This window comes from Deinococcus aquaedulcis (assembly GCF_019693445.1).
GTDB lineage: Bacteria > Deinococcota > Deinococci > Deinococcales > Deinococcaceae > Deinococcus > Deinococcus aquaedulcis.
Genome location: NZ_JAHRBL010000006.1, coordinates 60,903 through 76,200 on the forward strand (window position 1 = coordinate 60,903; position 15,298 = coordinate 76,200).

General features: G+C 69.9%; 16 protein-coding genes. 5 read left to right on the plus strand and 11 right to left on the minus strand.

From position 1 onward, the window contains the following. Nucleotides 1-145 precede the first annotated feature (145 nt). Nucleotides 146-1,702, minus strand: a complete 1,557-nt coding sequence (bshC, locus tag KMW22_RS09465; protein ID WP_221089802.1) for a bacillithiol biosynthesis cysteine-adding enzyme BshC — start codon at nucleotides 1,700-1,702, stop codon at nucleotides 146-148. Nucleotides 1,703-1,890: 188 nt separating this feature from the next. Next, nucleotides 1,891-2,565 carry a Crp/Fnr family transcriptional regulator gene (locus KMW22_RS09470; protein ID WP_221089803.1) on the minus strand — a complete coding sequence of 225 codons (675 nt, stop codon included), beginning with the start codon at nucleotides 2,563-2,565 and terminating at the stop codon, nucleotides 1,891-1,893. 106 nt (nucleotides 2,566-2,671) lie between these two features. Between KMW22_RS09470 and KMW22_RS09475 the strand changes: the two genes are divergently transcribed. After that, complete coding sequence (locus tag KMW22_RS09475; protein WP_221089804.1) at nucleotides 2,672-3,427, plus strand: WecB/TagA/CpsF family glycosyltransferase; 756 nt, start codon at nucleotides 2,672-2,674, stop codon at nucleotides 3,425-3,427. Nucleotides 3,428-3,819: 392 nt separating this feature from the next. On the opposite strand, the gene KMW22_RS09480 is transcribed toward KMW22_RS09475, so the two are convergent. From KMW22_RS09480 to KMW22_RS09495, 4 genes are all read right to left on the minus strand, one after another. Further along, nucleotides 3,820-5,124, minus strand: coding sequence for an aminotransferase family protein (locus KMW22_RS09480; RefSeq protein ID WP_221089805.1), 1,305 nt, complete (start codon nucleotides 5,122-5,124; stop codon nucleotides 3,820-3,822). Between the two features lie 33 nt (nucleotides 5,125-5,157). Continuing rightward, nucleotides 5,158-6,159 (minus strand): hypothetical protein, encoded by a 1,002-nt coding sequence (locus KMW22_RS09485; RefSeq protein ID WP_221089806.1) that lies wholly within the window; start codon nucleotides 6,157-6,159, stop codon nucleotides 5,158-5,160. A gap of 61 nt (nucleotides 6,160-6,220) precedes the next feature. Then, nucleotides 6,221-7,135 carry an aminoglycoside phosphotransferase/kinase family protein gene (locus tag KMW22_RS09490; protein WP_221089807.1) on the minus strand — a complete coding sequence of 305 codons (915 nt, stop codon included), beginning with the start codon at nucleotides 7,133-7,135 and terminating at the stop codon, nucleotides 6,221-6,223. Further along, entirely contained in the window at nucleotides 7,102-7,602 is a 501-nt protein-coding gene (locus KMW22_RS09495; RefSeq protein ID WP_221089808.1) for a DinB family protein, read from the minus strand. Before KMW22_RS09495 ends, KMW22_RS09490 begins: the two co-directional genes overlap by 34 nt. 78 nt (nucleotides 7,603-7,680) lie before the next feature. Here KMW22_RS09495 and KMW22_RS09500 point away from each other — a divergent pair, with 78 nt between their 5' ends. After that, the gene (locus KMW22_RS09500) at nucleotides 7,681-8,028 is read left to right on the plus strand and encodes a DUF4180 domain-containing protein (protein WP_221089809.1); all 348 of its coding nucleotides are present in this window, start codon (nucleotides 7,681-7,683) and stop codon (nucleotides 8,026-8,028) included. A gap of 33 nt (nucleotides 8,029-8,061) precedes the next feature. Here KMW22_RS09500 and KMW22_RS09505 read toward each other — a convergent pair whose 3' ends face one another. Next, nucleotides 8,062-9,636 carry an L-glutamate gamma-semialdehyde dehydrogenase gene (locus KMW22_RS09505; RefSeq protein WP_221089810.1) on the minus strand — a complete coding sequence of 525 codons (1,575 nt, stop codon included), beginning with the start codon at nucleotides 9,634-9,636 and terminating at the stop codon, nucleotides 8,062-8,064. Between the two features lie 310 nt (nucleotides 9,637-9,946). Between KMW22_RS09505 and KMW22_RS09510 the strand changes: the two genes are divergently transcribed. After that, nucleotides 9,947-10,174: a hypothetical protein gene (locus KMW22_RS09510; RefSeq protein WP_221089811.1), complete on the plus strand. Its 228-nt coding sequence runs from the start codon at nucleotides 9,947-9,949 to the stop codon at nucleotides 10,172-10,174. On the opposite strand, the gene KMW22_RS09515 is transcribed toward KMW22_RS09510, so the two are convergent. The 4 genes from KMW22_RS09515 to KMW22_RS09530 form a co-directional block, all read right to left on the minus strand. Continuing rightward, nucleotides 10,160-11,074, minus strand: a complete 915-nt coding sequence (locus KMW22_RS09515) for an ROK family protein (RefSeq protein WP_221089812.1) — start codon at nucleotides 11,072-11,074, stop codon at nucleotides 10,160-10,162. The two genes, KMW22_RS09510 and KMW22_RS09515, sit on opposite strands and share 15 nt — an antisense overlap. Before the next feature lie 53 nt (nucleotides 11,075-11,127). Then, on the minus strand, nucleotides 11,128-12,642 hold the full coding sequence (locus KMW22_RS09520) for a DUF4127 family protein (RefSeq protein WP_221089813.1): 1,515 nt from the start codon (nucleotides 12,640-12,642) through the stop codon (nucleotides 11,128-11,130). Nucleotides 12,643-12,752: 110 nt separating this feature from the next. After that, complete coding sequence (locus tag KMW22_RS09525) at nucleotides 12,753-13,115, minus strand: metal-sulfur cluster assembly factor (RefSeq protein ID WP_235692813.1); 363 nt, start codon at nucleotides 13,113-13,115, stop codon at nucleotides 12,753-12,755. Next, on the minus strand, nucleotides 13,115-13,429 hold the full coding sequence (locus KMW22_RS09530; protein ID WP_224605992.1) for a rhodanese-like domain-containing protein: 315 nt from the start codon (nucleotides 13,427-13,429) through the stop codon (nucleotides 13,115-13,117). Before KMW22_RS09530 ends, KMW22_RS09525 begins: the two co-directional genes overlap by 1 nt. 57 nt (nucleotides 13,430-13,486) lie before the next feature. On the opposite strand from KMW22_RS09530, the gene KMW22_RS09535 reads away from it, so the two are divergent. Both KMW22_RS09535 and KMW22_RS09540 read left to right on the plus strand, forming a co-directional pair. Continuing rightward, nucleotides 13,487-13,774 carry a rhodanese-like domain-containing protein gene (locus KMW22_RS09535; RefSeq protein ID WP_221089815.1) on the plus strand — a complete coding sequence of 96 codons (288 nt, stop codon included), beginning with the start codon at nucleotides 13,487-13,489 and terminating at the stop codon, nucleotides 13,772-13,774. A 35-nt stretch (nucleotides 13,775-13,809) separates the two neighbouring features. After that, a complete protein-coding gene (locus tag KMW22_RS09540; protein WP_221089816.1) occupies nucleotides 13,810-15,270 on the plus strand; it encodes a class-III pyridoxal-phosphate-dependent aminotransferase in 1,461 nt (486 codons plus the stop codon). The last annotated feature ends 28 nt before the right edge of the window (nucleotides 15,271-15,298 follow it).

Here is a 15,298-nt window from a genome sequence, read left to right on the forward strand (position 1 = left end):
GGTTTTTCAGAAGTCAGATGACTTCGTTCACTTCACGGCGGTGGAGGAGAACCCCCCGGGGCCGCGCTGAGTTCCGCAGCCACCAAAGAAGCGCCGCGCACCCTTCCCTAGAGGCTGAACAACGCGACGTCTTTAAACCAAGCTTTTAAGGAATTTCCAGTTCACCCTGCCAGCCGGGGGGCAGGCTCAGCAGCTGGCGCAGGGGCGTTTCGCCGTGCTTCAGTAGGAAGGTCAGAAAGTTCAGTTCGCGTTCCTGGGGGACGCCGCCGGGCAGCAGGTGGCGCTTCAGGCGGGTCAGCTGGCCGCTGCGCTCGTCCTCGGCGCGGGCCAGGGCGCGGGTGGCGAGGCGTTGCAGGTGGGTCACCCGCGCCAGGGTGCGCGTGCGGGTGCGTTCGGCGGCGCCTGCCAGCGTGGGGTCCAGGGCGCCCAGTTCGGTGCTCAGGGCCTGCAGTTCGGTGTTCAGGGCCTCCAGGCGGCCCTGGGCAGCGGCGGCGGCGCCCCGCTCGCGGGCCAGGGCGCGGCCCAGCACGCCTTCGGGGTCGGCCTGGACCTGCGCGGCCCCCGCTTCCAGGCGGCGCAGCAGCCGCGCCACCGGGGGTTCCAGCCACGTCACGCTCAGGCGCGGCCACAGCAGGGGTTGCTGCAGGCCGTGCAGGGGGTATACCCCCTGCAGCTGGGCGCCGTAGGCAATTTCCCCGGGGCCCACCACAAACGCCAGGGTGGGCAGCAGGGTGTCCTGCACCACCGGGCGCAGGCCCGCCGCCGGGGTCAGGCGGCTGGGGTCGGCGTCCAGCAAGGCCAGCAGGTCCTCACGGGTGTAGCTGCGGGTCTCTGTGAACAGGCGCGGGCCGTCCACACGCAGCAGGTGGCGCTGGCCGTCGTCTTCTTCCACAAACAGGTTGGTGGCCCCGGGCGGGCGGCGCAGCTGCGGGGTGAACCCGTCGCGTTCCAGCTGCGCCGCCGCCGCCTCAATGGCCGCCGAAGAGGCCAGGGGATCACGCAGCTCGCGCGCCAGCGCCGGGGCCATCAGGCGGGCCAGGGCCGGGTACAGGGGGTCCAGCACCAGCAGCCCCGCTGGGGCCAGCAGCCCGTGCAGCAGGCGCGCGAACACATCGGCGTAGCTGCCGCCGCCCGCCAGCGCCGCGTCAATGCGCCGCCGCACGGCCGCCACATGCTCGGCGGGGCCATCGAACGCGTCCAGCAGGGCGTGGACCTGCGCGGTCCATTCGGGGCGCCAGGGCACGCGGCCCACCGGCACCCCGGCCGGCACGTCCAGGGTCAGGCGGTGCAGGGTCTCGGCGCGGTCCAGCAGGGTGGTGCTGGCGACCTCGGCGGCGTCGTGGTCCTGGCTGGCCACCCAGTACACGGCCACCACGGGCCTCTGGTCGGTGTGCAGCTGCCGGGCCAGCAGCGCGGCGTCGGCGCCCTTGTGCACGGCGTAGGCGGGGCCGGTCAGGGCGCCCGCCTGTTGCCCCGTGACCACCACGCGCGAGGCCGGGTGGGCCAGCTGCGCCAGAGCGGCCTCTGTGTGGCCGTCCAGGGTGCCCAGGTCGCGGTGGTAGTCGTGCAGGGCCTGGGCCAGGGCCACGCGGTCCAGGTCTGGCCTTGCTTCGGCCAGGGCCTGCGCGGTGGCGCCGTGCGCCAGTCGGAAATACCCGGTCATACCGCCCTGTCTGAACTCTGCCGCTGCGCTTTTTGCCATGCTGCTGTGTTTCCTTCCGGCCACTGGATTGGGTGCTCTGGGGGTGCGGGGTCGCCCGGGAAAAAGTCTGCCGGCCACCGCGCGTGCTGAGCCTCGCGTGAACCGGGGCGCCGCATTGCAACACCCCTTACACTGCTTTACTTTTTGTCTTGCTCTGGCTGTCTTTGGGGTGAGTTACGGCGGCCCTTTTACCGCAGCGGCTCGCGCGTCACCCGCTGCAGGCCCTCGCGATCGGTCAGGATGATGCGGCGGTATCCCAGGTCCAGCAGGCCCCGGGCGCGGAAATCACCCAGCAGCTTCGTGATGGTCTCGCGGGTGCTGCCCACCACATGCGCCAGATCCTGGTGCGACACCCGGTCACGCAGGGCCAGCGCGCCGCCCTCAGGCCAGGGGCCTTCTCGGTCAGCGAGGTTCAGCAAGGCCACGGCCAGCCGCTGCGACACCTCCAAAAACACCAGCCCCGACAGGCGCTCCTGCACCCCGCGCGTCTGCCGGGTGATCTGCTCAGTCAGGGCGACACCCACGGCGGGCTGCGCGCCCGTCAGGCGGGTCAGCGCCTCCTTGCCCAGCAGCAGGGCCTCGGTGTCGTCCATGGCTTCGGCATACATGCCGTAGCCGGCGCCGCCCACCAGGGCCAGCACGCCCAGCAGCGAGCCCGGGCCATGCACGTCCAGGGTGACCTCACGCGCGCCGGTGCCCAGGCGGTACAGGCGCGCGGCGCCGCGCAGCAGCAGATACAGGGTCTCGGCCGGGTCTTCGGGGTGATACAGCAACTCTGCGCGGCTCCAGCGGCCCACGCGGCCCGCCGCCATCACCTGCGCCTGAGCATCTGCGGGCAGGGCACCGAACGCACCGGGCAACATAGGCAGCAGTATGCCACCGCGCTGGCGCTCTGGGTGCACGCCGTACGGGAAGCGGGGGCGCGCCGCTGTCAGGGGAGGGCAGGGGTGATCTACAATCGGCCCCAGCATGACCACCCCGCAAGCCCCCGGGCGCCTGAGCCTGTTTGATCTGCCGCTGGACATCGTTTCCCTGGAGGCCACCCTGGACCGCCTGGAAGGCTGGCTGGACGCGCCGCGCGCCCCGCACACCGTGGTGACCCTGAACCCGGAGTTCATTGTTCAGTCGCGCACCCAGCCCGATTTCGTGAACGCCATCCAGGTGGCTGATCTGGTGACTGCCGACGGCGTGGGCATCGTCTGGGCTGCGCGGCAGCTGGCGGGTGTGGAGGTGCCGCGCGCCCCGGGCTTCGATATCGTGCAGGGCCTGATGAAGCGCCGGGGCGAGCGGCTGCGGGTGTTCTTCCTGGGGGCCAAGCCCGGCGTGGCCGAGGTGGCAGCCCAGAACGCCGCGCGCGAGTACGGCATTGTGGTGGCGGGCATTCACCACGGGTACTTTGACCTGCCCGAAGACCAGCGCGTGGCCGAACTGGTGCGCGACAGCCGCGCCGACCTGCTGCTGACCGCAATGGGTGCCGGGCGCCAGGAGACCTTTAACCAGTACTGGCGGCAGGTCATGAACACCCCAGTCATGATCGGCTGCGGCGGCGTGATTGACGTGCTGGCCGGCACCGCCGATCTGGCCCCGGCCTGGACCCGTCGCCTGGGCGTGGAATGGATCTGGCGCGTGGGCTTGGACCGCAAACGCTGGAACCGCGCTCCGCGCCTGGCCCAGTTTGTGCGGCTCGTGCGGGCCGAGAAGAAGCGGCAGGGCAAGAAGGGGTAGGGGAGAGATGGGCTGGTGGGGCCCCAAGGTGAGGGGGAATCCTGCCTGAAGCGGCGCTGGGCCTCTCCGACTTCACCGGACCGTGGGCGGTGCCACCCTGGGCCAAGACATCGGTGAAATGGCCTTGGCGCCGCCCGCTCATACGGGCTGAACATGACTGGCTTCCCCTCTGATCGCTTGCTGTGTTCCCCTCTCCCCTGGTGGGAGAGGGAAGGAGGAGCGGAGCGACGGAAGGGTGAGGGGGCCACCGCGTGGCTCAGACTGGTGTGGCATTACTTGAGTCCCGTATCTTTTCTTCCCTTCCACTGTTGAGGACAAACCGCACGGCATCTCTGTGTGCAGAACAGAGCAGGGCGACGGCCAATCGTCGGCCGTCGCCCTGCTTTATTGCCTTAAACGGGGATGTGCTGACCCACCCGGACTAGGGCCCGGTCCAGAGCGCCCAGCAGCAGCTCGGCCTCGTCGGGGGTGATGCTCAGGGGGGGGCCCAGCAGCAGGTGATCGCCCCGGGTGCCGTCCACCGCCCCCGAGCCCGGGTAGGTCAGCAGCCCTTCCTCGCGGGCGGCGGCGGCCACGCGCTCGGCCAGCCCCGGCTGGGCATAGGCTTCACCGGTGGCCGGGTCACCCAGGACCATGCCCAGCAGCAGGCCCTGGCCCCGCACGGACAGTACTTGCGGGTGCCGCCCGCGCAGCGTTTCCAGCCCAGCCAGCAGTTGCTTGCCCCGCGCCTGGGCGGCCTGGGGCAGCCCTTCACGCTCCACGATGTCCAGCACGCTCAGGCCGGCAGCCACGCTGACCGGGTGCCCGGCGTAGGTAAAGCCATGTTTGAAGGCGCCGCTGCCGTTCATTACGGTGTCGTACACGGCGGGGCTGGCCATCAGGCCGGCCAGGGGGGCGTAGCCGGCCGCCAGTCCCTTGCCCAGCACCACGAGGTCCGGCGTGACGTCGCCGCCCAGGCGCACGGCCAGCGGCTCGCCGCAGCGGCCCATGCCGCTCATGACCTCGTCGGCAATGAACAGCACACCGTACTCCTGGCAGATCTTGGCGATGCGGGCGTGGTAGCCGGGATTGGGCGCCAGCGCCGCGTCGGACGCCCCCACCACGGGCTCACAGATGAACGCCGCCACCGTCTCCGGGCCCGCCGCCTCCAGCACGGCGCGCAGACGCTCGGCATCCTCTTCGCCGCTGAGGGCGGGGTCCGGTTTGGGCAGCTTGGGCCACGCCTCTTCCCGCATCAGGGGCGCGTAGACCTCGCGCCGGGCCCCCATCCCCGAGGCCGCCAGCGCGCCCAGCGAGGCGCCGTGGTAGCTGGGCACTCGGGTTACGATCTTGTAGCGCCCCGTTTCCCCCCGTTCCACGTGGTACTGCCGCGCCAGCTTGATCGCGCTCTCGTTCGCCTCCGAGCCACCCGACACCGCCCAGAAGCGGTAGTTGGGCAGGGTCAGGAAGTCGGCCAGTCGCGCGGCGTACGTCTCCAGCACGTCGCTGGAAAACTGCGAGCCATGCACAAAGGCCAGCTGCCCAGCCTGCGCCGCCATCGCCTGCGCCACCTCGCTGCGCCCATGCCCAATATTCGCCACCAGCGCCCCGGACGACCCGTCCAGATACCGCCGGCCCTGGGCATCCTCAATGAACACCCCCTCGGCACGCACGGCGACGGGGTAAGACTTGCGGGATCGGTAAAACACGTTGGACATAACGGGGCATCCTTTCTGGGGGCAGGGGCAACTTCAGCGGGCGATAGACAGGGGAGACACAGGCGTGACGGCCTTCTGGCCAATTTGACCGAGCGGCACGCCGCTGACCGGAATCACCACAGCGTCGGCTTCGGTGGGCATCTCGGATTTGGCCGGTTGCATGGCGTTCAGGCTCCCTTTCAGCTGCAGGCGAGTCACGGTGAAGCGCGGTTTCGATTCAAGCGTGGCATGCCAGCCGACCCCGGCGCTGAACGTTGCGATCCCGTCGGCTCCCACTTCTGCCACTTCATAGAAGAGGTTGGGCGCAGGCGTATTGCCCACCTTTCTGTTCTGCGTGCGCAGGACCAGCGCCACCACCGTCTGCGGGGGCAGCTTCGTTTGAATCTGGTGGCGCAGCGGGCTCTGCGCGCCTCCCTGAACGTTCTCGCGTGGGAAGGTGTAGGGCTGCCAGCCGGCGAGGGCCCGGCCCACTGGTGCGGAATACACGTCCCTGATCAGGCCCTCCCCTTGGCCACCAAAGGTCACGCTCTTCTCGCCATCCTGCAGCTGGATGGGCCCCGCCCCACGGAGTGTCGCCTCTTCGGAGAGGGTTTTTCCAGCAGAGAACAGCTGAGAGGCCACCATTCTCAGCGAGAAGAACGACTCGTCTTCCACCTGAACGTTGGGAATCGTGCTGAGTTCCGAGGTGGCAAGGAAGAGCTTGTATTTTGGCAGGGTCAACCCGCTGGCGCTGGAGAGTTGGCCTTCTCGCTCGACCTTGCCGCCGAACAACTTGTAAAGGCTCCGGGTGTCCTGTTCAGAGAGAAAGGTAAAGTTCTGCCGTGCGTACAGCCAGCAGGCGATGTTGAAGACTTTGGTCAGTGCTTTGTCCGACACGCTGGAGGCGAAGTGATCGCCGGAATCACAGTATTTTCGCCCTTCGAAGCGGTCCTGGACCTGAAGCGTCACTGTCTTGGGCGCGCAGGCCGATAGCCCCAGGGCCGTCAGGAGGAGCACTGTGGTCGGCCGTGAGGCGCGAAGGAGACGGCGGCTCATCGGTGCCGCCCGGGCGTGGTGCGCTGCATTTGAGGGCGTGCTGCGCCGCAGTCAGGATGCGTCATGGCGAATTCTCCGTGGACCCGGCCTCTTCCGGGAAGGCGTCAAACACAGCTGGCCGGGTCAGCCACTCGGCCAGTGGCGGGGCGCCCTCCACTTCCAGGGTCAGCAGCAGGGTGCGGCAGGCCGCGCGGTGCGGCGGCAGGTCAGGAAAAGGGCGAACCTCGCTGTAACCCGTTCTGAAGGCCTGGGCCTGCGCGGGCAGGAGCAGCACCTCCCACAGGCACAGGTCCAGTTCAGGCGGCGCCAGGACCGACGCTTCTACATCCACCAGGGCGAAGGGCTGCCCGCCGCGCCACACGAACTGGCTGCCGTTCCAGTCCAGCAGCATGGGCGCCGCCACGCTGGGTGCTGGGGCGGCCTGAAACAGCCGCGCCACCCCGGCCGACTGCGCCGCCCAGTCCTGAAAACGGAAGCGCGGGGCCACCGCCTGCACGGTCTCCAGCGCGCGGGGATAGAACTCGGCCAGAGGCCAGCAGACCCGGCCCGTCACGTCCCCGAAGTGGTGGGTCTGCGCCTGTACATGCACCGCCGCCACCTGCCGCCCCAGGCTATGGGCATCGGCGCCTTCCAGATCGCCCGCCTCACCTGGGATGAACGCCACCCGCAGCGCGGGGCCACCCTGAAACTCGGTCAGGCCGTAAACCTCCGGCACCGCCCAGACGTTCAGCCGCTGCCAGAAGCGGTAAGCCTGGGCAGTGGCGTGCAGGTCCCGGGGATCGGTGCCGAAGAGCTGCCCCAGGCCCAGCATGAAGGCACTGACCTCTGGCTCGGTCCACCACGCGCGGCGCCAGATTTCCGGGCCTTGTGCGGTCTCCACGCGCCACACATGCGAGGCCCGGCTGGAATCCCCGGCGTTCAGTTCGGTGACGGTGCCGGGCTCTACCACGTATCGCCGCCCCCGGGAGGCGGCCACGCCCCCAGCGCCTGGCGGACCGTCACGATCTGCCCGAAGTGGTGCGCGGTGTGCAGGGCCATGTCGGCCAGCAACTCGCCAATGGTTTCCTCGTGGTTGACCGGGTTGGCGAGGTCTGGCCGCGCGGCATGCGGGTCAATGCGCGCCAGCAGCTCGTAGAACTCGTTCTTCACCCGGGGCCACTCGGCGGCGCTCACGCTGGGCCACGTGTCGGCCGCCGTCTTTGGGTAGGGCTGGGCCTGCCCCATCTCGATGATGTCCAGCATCCAGCGGTTCCACCAGTTCACATGCGCCACCAGCTCGGCCACCGAGTGCGGCAGTCCCTGGGGCCGGGCCGCCGCCTGCTCGTCCGAGAGGCCGCTCAAGGACGCCTCGACCCCCACGAACGCCTGCCCACCCCGGAACAGCTTGGGCAGCAGGCGCGCGAAGGCGAGTTGGGAACGGACGTTGCGGTCAGGGTCAGTCATGGGGCCAGTGTTGCAGAAGGTGGATGGTGGATGGTTGAAAGGTGACGGGAAGCGGCCCCAGGCGGGTAGGGTGGGGCCATGACGTCCGAGGTGAGGCAGGTGCAGGCGGTGGCCGAACTGGGCGTGACCCTGCGGGGCGCGGCGGATATTTCGGCACTGATCGGCGCGGCCTACGCGCTAGGCGGCGTGCTGCTGCGCGAGACCGACCTTTCGCCCGAATTCCTGAACCTGCGCACCGGCCTGCTGGGCGAGCTGTTCCAGAAGTGCGTGAACCACCGTCTGGCCCTGGCCTTCGTGCTCCCCGACTTCACGGCCCACGGCGAACGCTTTGCCGAACTGGCCTACGAACACGCCCGCCATCCGGCCATCCGTTTTGTGCACACCGATGCCGAAGCCTGGGCGTGGCTGGGTGAGCAGGTGGGCTGAACGCCTCTTCCATCACCTGTCCACCATCCCCCCTCAGTACCGCTGCGCCACCGTCTTCGTCTGCAGGAACCAGAACAGATAATCCGGGCCGCCCACCTTGGCGTTGGTGCCGCTCATGCCGTAGCCGCCAAAGGCGTGGGTGCCCGACAGCGCCCCGGTGCACTTGCGGTTGATGTACAGGTTGCCCACATGGAGGCGCTTTCTGGCTTCCTCGATCTTGCGGGGATCGCGGCTGTAAAAGGCGGCGGTCAGGCCGTATTCGCTGTCGTTAGCCAGCTCAATGGCATGCTGCCAGTCGCGCGCCCGGGTAAAAGCCAGCACCGGCCCGAAGATTTCCTCCTGAAACAGGGGGTCGCTGGGGGGCACGTCGGCAAAGATGGTGGGGGACACGTAGCCGCCCTGGCGCTCGCCCATGTCGGGCACGTAGCCGCCCAGCACCAGCCGGGCGCTCTGCTGGCCCCTCTCCACAAAGCCCATGATGCGCTCGGCGCTGCCGGGGTGAATCACCGGGCCCAGGTCGGCGTTGTCTTCGGGCAGGCCCACCTTCAGCTGCCGGGCCAGTGCCGTGACCTTCTCCAGCAGGGCGTCGTACACGCTCTCCTCGGCAATCACGCGCGAGCACGCCGAGCACTTCTGGCCCGCGTACCCAAAGGCCGCCTGCACGATGCCCGCCGCCGCCGCGTCCAGGTCTCCGTCGGCGCAGACCACGGTGGGGTCCTTGCCGCCCATCTCGGCAATCACCCGCTTGAGCCAGCGCTGGCCGGGCTGCACCCGGGCGGCGCGCTCGTAGATGCGGCAGCCGATTTCCTTGCTGCCGGTAAAGGCGATCATGCGCACGCCAGGGTGGTCCACCAGGGGATCGCCCAGCACGTCGTCGGTACCGGTCAGGAACTGAATGACGCCCCGGGGGAGCCCCGCCTCGAACAGCAGTTCCACCATCAGGTACGAGGACAGCGGCGTTTCGCGGGCGGGCTTCCAGATCACGGTGTTGCCGGCAGCAATGGCGCCCAGAGCCATGCCCAGCGGAATCGCGCTGGGGAAGTTCCAGGGGCTGATGCAGGCCACCACACCCAGCGGCTCGTACACGGTGGTCACATGCTCGTCGGGCATGGGGTAGACCGGCTTGCCCTGGGCCCAGCGCAGGGCTTCGCGCGCAAAGACCTCAAAGTGGTCCACGGACTCGGCCACCTCGCCGTCGGCTTCCGGCCAGTTCTTGCCATTTTCCAGCGTCATCACGGCGTTCAGTTCCATGCGGCGGGCGCGCAGCAGTTCGGCGGCGCGCTTGAAGATGCTGGCGCGCTGAAAGGGGTCCGAAAAGCGCCACTCTTCAAAGGCGGCCTGGGCGGCCTCCACAGCCTGCTGCAGCTGCTCTGAGGTGGCGTTCTGAAAGCGCCAGACCACCTCGCGGGTGTCGGCGGGGTTGCGCACCTCGAAGGTGCCGCTGCCCTGGGCTTCCTGCCCCCCCACGATCAGCGGAAAGGTGCGCCCCACGTACTGCTCGCGGACCTGCCGGAACGCTTCTTGCTGCGCCTGCGCGACAGCCCCGTCGCGGAAGTTGAAATACGGTTCGTGCTCGAAGGGAAGGAATCCCTCCATCATGGTCGTCATGGCTGCTGCCTCCTTACGAATGTCCCCGGAGGCTAACACGCCGTGCCAGCGGGCGTAAACACGCTGTCAGGCGGCAAAATTCGGCACACTGCGCCCTGCTGCCCAGGGGCCGGGGTCCAGCAAAAGCTGGCGTTTGAAAGGTGCCGAGCTGGGGGCCCGGCACGGGGCGCCCTTGGTCACGGCCCACTTGGTCACGGCCCAGTCATGGGGGGGCGGCCATGCTGCGGCCAGCTCCGGCCGCGCGGGCCAGGGCCACGGCGGGCTCCCCACCCTCACCCGGCTCCGCCGCCAGAGCGCCCCAGGAGGCCCCATGCATGTGCCCACGCTGCCCAGCGGCATTCACCCGATTGGCAACTACCGCGTTCAGCCGGACCCCCAGTCCGGCGCCTACACCATTCAGGTTCAGTGCGCGGGCCAGTGGCACCCGGTCCACATGGTTCACCCCGAAGAGCAGGCGTGGTTGCTGGGCCTGCTGCAGTCGCCCTTTCCCACCGTGCAGGGCGGCTGGCTGGTGGCCGCCCGTTCACCCCTGCCCTGAGACCCCACCCGCCGCCCAGTGGGCCGCCCCGATCAGGCCGGCGTCGGCGCCCAGGGCGGCGTGGACCACCTCTGGCTGGTAGCGCGCCGGGAACGCACCCAGGGCCCCGCGCACCTCGGCCAGATAGCCGGGGCGCAGGCCCACGCTGCCGCCCAGGGCCACCCGGGTCACGCCCAGCAGCGCCGCTGCGTCGGCGCATTTCCAGGCCAGCAACGCGGCCGAGCGGCGGTAGCGGGCCGCCGCCGCCGGGTCGCCCGCCTCGGCGGCGGCGCACAGGGCGCGGGCATCGGCCAGTCCCAGGTGCCGGGCCTGCGCGTCCAGGGCTGCACCGCTGCTTTCGGCTTCCAGGGGGCCCAGCGGCCCCAGCAGCGTGGGCACCCCCGGGCCCCAGGCGGCCGGCACACTCACCACGCCCAGTTCGGCGTCCAGGCCATTGCCCGCCAGATGCAGGCGGCCCCCCAGCACCAGCCCCGCGCCCACCCCGGTGCTGACCGTCACGAACATGAATTCGCCTGTACCCTGCCCGGCCCCCAGTACCCACTCGCCCCAGGCGGCGGCGCGCGCGTCGTTCAGCACCGTGCAGGGGCGGCCCAGGGCGCGCTCCAACTGCTCGGCCAGCGGCACGTCGGTCCAGCCGGGGTAGGTGGCCGGGGCGGTGGGGGTGACCCGCCCGGCCACCACGGCCCCCGCACAGGCCACCCCCACCGCCCGGACCTGTGGGGCCAGCGGCGCGGCCAGCTCCAGCGCGGCGGCCAGTACCGCTTCGGGCGTGGCCGGGCGGGGGGTGGGCACCTGCCGCCGCTCGTGCACCTGCCCGCCCGTCACCAGCGCCGCGCGCAGCTGGGTGCCGCCCAGGTCCAGGGCCAGCAGGGGAGGGGCCGCCAGTTGGGGAAGAGCCACAGCCGCATTGTGGCAGCTGGGCCGGGGGCGCGCTGCAGTGACACTGGGCGCGGTCAGCCTGGGCGCGCGGCCCCTTCTGCCCGGACCTCCAGGGGAAAGACCCCGGTAAACAGGCGCGGCCAGGCGAGGTGCGGCTGGCCCAAGCTGAGCGTCAGGCCGCGCCCGGCAAAGTGGCGGTCCCACACTGTCTGGGCACGGGGGGGCAGCTGTTCACGCAGCAGGGCCTCGGCGGCGGCGCGCTGCGGGCCCAGGTCAAACGGGCTGGGATCGTGCAGGGCTCCGCGCACCAGCGCCCGCACCTCGCCCTGGTACAGCACGTCGTCCACAAAGCGGCCAAACAGGGCCGCCGCCTGCTCGGCGCGGTCCACCACCAGCGGCGCCAGTTTGCCGAACGCCACCGCCGACCCCAGGGTGTTCCCGGCCGTGTTCCAGGCCGAAAAGCCCGCCAGTTCGGCCAGCGGCAGGCCCTGCAGCAGCGTCCACAGTCGCCTCTCGGCGCCGTTGGGGTAGGCGATGTCTGCGACGCTCACAGGCTTTCCGGCCGCCAGGGCACCCCGGATGGTGTCCACGAACGCGGGCAGGTGCCGGTGTGAGGTGTCCACCACCGCAAAGTCCGGCTGCCGGTGCGCCTGCCTCACCCCCGGCGTGTTGACCGCCAGCAGAAAGGCGGCCTGATCGGGCGAGGCGGCCAGCCGGCACCCCGCCGCGCGCAGGTGGGCGCGCACGAGTTCGCCGGCCGGGCGGTCCTCGTACAGCAGTTCCGTGTGCGGCCCGCCCACGCCGCTGTACGCTGGCCACACCGGCACCGGCTCTGGCCGCAGGGCGCGTGCCAGCAGCGTGCAGGGCACCTCGTCGGCTCCGGGATAGAGGTCCAGGCGGTCCCACACGCCCAGCTCGTCGGCGCGGGCTTCCAGCAGGCGGCGGTCGTGGGCGGCCAGCCCGTAGGGCGTGGTGTCGTCCAGCGTCAGGCACAGGTGGGTCAGCACGCCCCTGGCCAGCAGGTCCAGCGCGGCCAGATGCAGCGTGCGGTTGCGCTCGCGGGTGCCCACCCAGTCGGCCAGAATGCCTTCGGGCACGGCCGCCCGCGCCGCGTCCAGCGCCGCCCGTTCGCCCTCGCCGTGCCGCGCGTGGCGGTCATAGGCCGTGGAATAGGCCCGCAGTTCCCGGCCCCACTGCCCGTAATACGGCTTCTCCTCGTGCGGGTCGTTGTCGTGCGCCACCCGCACGATCACCCCGAAGGCATAGATACGCAGCGCCGGATTCAGCACTGTGGCTTCGCGCAGGGCGCCCAGCCGTTCCAGCGCCTCTTCTGGCCCGTCTGACACCCGCCGCGCCGGAATCATGCCGCCCAGGCACAGGGTTTCCAGGCACACCACCAGCACGTCCGCTCCCGGCGCCTCGTCCAGCAGCCAGGAGCGCAACTGGCTGGGGTCGCCCGGCGTAAAAAAATTCGGTAGCGCCCCAGCCGGCGCTGGGCGCACCTCGGCCCCCACCATCCGCCCCAGCCGCACTGGTAAGTCCAGGGTGGGCGGGCGGGTGTCGGGGGGAATCAGGAGGACGCGGGGCATGGCGAAGGATGGCAGATAGCGGAAGGCTGATGGCAAATGGCAAAAAGCGGATGGCCGATGGCAGTGGCGGCCACGCCATCTGCCATCGGCCAGAGACCATCTGCGATGTGTTACACGTTAAAGCCGAACATCCGCATCTGGCGCTTGCCGTCTTCGGTCATCTTGTCGGGGCCCCACGGCGGCGTCCAGACGAATTCCACGTTCACGCCGCTCACGCCGTCGAGGCGGCCCACGGCCATCTCGGCGTCGGCGCGGATCAGGTCCTGCACAGGGCAGCCCACGCTGGTGAGGGTCATGGTGATCTCCACCTGACCGCCCTCCTGCACGTCCACGCCGTAGATCAGGCCCAGGTCCACCACGTTCACGGGAATTTCGGGGTCCTTGACGACCTTCAGGGCTTCGAGCACCTGTTCTTCGCTGGGCAGGGTGCCCGCCGCCTGGGTCTGTTCGGTATTCATGGCTTCGGTGTCCATCAGCCCTGCCCCTGTACGTGTGGCAGGCCCTCATTCACCCAGGCCATGGTGCCGCCGGCGAGGTTGACCACCTGCGTGTAGCCCTGGGCCTTCAGGAACTCGCCGGCGCGGGCGCTGCGGGCGCCGCTGCGGCAGATCATGACCAGTTCGCGGTCGCGCGGCAGTTCGGCGTGGCGGCTTTCAAACTCGCTCAGGGGGATCAGCTGCGCGCCCTGGGCATGTACCTCGTCGTATTCATTCTGCTCGCGCACGTCTACGAGCAACGCGCCCGCCTGCACGCGGCGCTGCCCTTCTTGCGGGGTGACATCTTCCATGCGGCCCAGCATAGCCCAGGGGGCAAAAGGGAATGTGCCGTGCGTATCCTGGGCAGCGTGAACCCCCCGCCTCTGCCTGACGGCGTGACCCTCATTGACCTGCGCCCCGCCGCCCTGCGCGAGGCCGAGCCGCTGGAAGGCCTGACGGAGCGGCCTGTCCTGGCTGTGTCGCTGGATGAGATTGAGGCGGGACGTCATGGTCTGACCCCGGTGCAGGGCCCATTGGTGGTGATCTGCGAACGGGGCGTGCGTTCGGGGTTGGCAGCAGAGTACCTGCGCGCCGACGGCCTGGACGCACAGGCGTATCCGGGCGGGGTGCCGGCGTTGAAGGCGGGACAGGGCTGAGCCAGGGCTTACGCCCCTGTTCTAGACTGGCGCCCATGTGTGCCCTGCCCCCCGGTTTTATTTCCACGCGTGACGTGCTGGACGAGCGCCTGACCGGCCCTGAGGTGCGCCGCCTGGAACTGGCCCACGGCAACGAGGAACTCCTCTATGGTCTGGACGTGCTGGGGTTGGCGGGCCCCTTCTCCCGCGTCACCCCCTGGGAACTGGAAGACGAGCGCGGCGTCCGGCGCATCAACGCCAGCGGCTACGCGGCCATGCCCTTCGGCGAGATGCCCCCGGCCATCACCGCCTTCATGGCCGAGTTCCTGCAGAACAACCGGGCCATGGGCCTGCCGCAGCAGTCCAGCGGGCCCTGGCGCGCGGCCCTGCAGGCCAATCTGGTGCGGCTGCTGGCCCGGGAACTGCCCAGCCACGAGAGCAGCCAGGTGTTTTTCTGCTCCAGCGGCACCGAGGCCATAGAAGGCGCCCTGAAGTTCGCCAAGGCGTGGCGCCCGCGCACCAAGTTCCAGATTTCCTTTGCCAGCGGCTACCACGGCAAGACCCTGGGCAGCCTGAGCCTGACCCCCAACCCTGAATACCAGGACATTTTCCGTCCCCTGGTGCCCGGCGCCCTGACCAGCCCCTACGGTGACCTGGACGCCCTGGCAGCCCTGATCCGCCGCGTGGGCCCGGACAACGTGACCTGCGTGGTGGTGGAACCCATTCAGGGCGAGGGCGGCGTGAATATTCCCCCGCCCGGCTTTCTGCGCGGCCTGGGCGAACTGTGCCGCAAGCACGGCATCCCCGTCATTGCCGATGAGATCCAGACCGGCCTGGGCCGCACCGGGCACTGGTTCGAGTCGGCGGCGCAGGGGCTGGACCCGGACATCATCACGCTGGCCAAGCCACTGGGCGGGGGCATGACGGCGGTGGGGGCCACCATCGTCCGCGCGCCCATTTACAAGAAGATGCTGGGCGGCCTGAGCAGCAAGCGCCACAGCAACACCTTTGGCGGCGGCGCCCTGGCGATGGCGGTGGGCCTCAAGAGCCTGGAATACCTGATCGAGCACAACCTCCCAGAGCGCAGCCGCACCCTGGGCGCCCAGGGCCTTGCCCGGCTGCAGGCGGTGCAGCGCCGCTTCCCAGGCCTGCTGGAAGACGTGCGCGGTCAGGGCCTGCTGCTGGCCATGCAGTTCCGGCCAATGGTGGGCGTGCCCCTGCCCGCCGCCCTGAAGGAAATCGTCTTTGAGGCCACCGCCATTCTGGCCCTGCGCGAACTGCACGGCGCGGGCGTGATGGCCAACCTGTCCCTGAGCAGCAAGCGCACCGTGCGCCTGACCCCCGCCCTGGACATGCCCCAGGACGTCTTTGCCACCCTGCTGGACCGCGTGGAGGCGTTTGCCCAGACCCACCCCAATGCCCGCGACCTGCTGTTGAAAACCCCGCCGCAGGTCACCGCGCGCCTCGCCAGTTTCGCGGCAAGAAGCCCGAAGAAGCGCACGCCCAGCGATGGGTAAAAGGGGGGAAGGGGGGAGGAGGAAGTGG

Coding starts and splice junctions, on each gene's coding strand:
- KMW22_RS09505 (WP_221089810.1), bottom strand. CDS start 9,636: ATGACGACCATGATGGAGGGATTCCTTCCCTTCGAGCACGAACCGTAT.
- KMW22_RS09495 (WP_221089808.1), bottom strand. CDS start 7,602: ATGACTGACCCTGACCGCAACGTCCGTTCCCAACTCGCCTTCGCGCGC.
- KMW22_RS09485 (WP_221089806.1), bottom strand. CDS start 6,159: ATGAGCCGCCGTCTCCTTCGCGCCTCACGGCCGACCACAGTGCTCCTC.
- KMW22_RS09475 (WP_221089804.1), top strand. CDS start 2,672: ATGACCACCCCGCAAGCCCCCGGGCGCCTGAGCCTGTTTGATCTGCCG.
- KMW22_RS09530 (WP_224605992.1), bottom strand. CDS start 13,429: ATGGAAGATGTCACCCCGCAAGAAGGGCAGCGCCGCGTGCAGGCGGGC.
- KMW22_RS09480 (WP_221089805.1), bottom strand. CDS start 5,124: ATGTCCAACGTGTTTTACCGATCCCGCAAGTCTTACCCCGTCGCCGTG.
- KMW22_RS09520 (WP_221089813.1), bottom strand. CDS start 12,642: ATGCCCCGCGTCCTCCTGATTCCCCCCGACACCCGCCCGCCCACCCTG.
- KMW22_RS09525 (WP_235692813.1), bottom strand. CDS start 13,115: ATGGACACCGAAGCCATGAATACCGAACAGACCCAGGCGGCGGGCACC.
- KMW22_RS09500 (WP_221089809.1), top strand. CDS start 7,681: ATGACGTCCGAGGTGAGGCAGGTGCAGGCGGTGGCCGAACTGGGCGTG.
- bshC (WP_221089802.1), bottom strand. CDS start 1,702: ATGGCAAAAAGCGCAGCGGCAGAGTTCAGACAGGGCGGTATGACCGGG.
- KMW22_RS09510 (WP_221089811.1), top strand. CDS start 9,947: ATGCATGTGCCCACGCTGCCCAGCGGCATTCACCCGATTGGCAACTAC.
- KMW22_RS09540 (WP_221089816.1), top strand. CDS start 13,810: ATGTGTGCCCTGCCCCCCGGTTTTATTTCCACGCGTGACGTGCTGGAC.
- KMW22_RS09470 (WP_221089803.1), bottom strand. CDS start 2,565: ATGTTGCCCGGTGCGTTCGGTGCCCTGCCCGCAGATGCTCAGGCGCAG.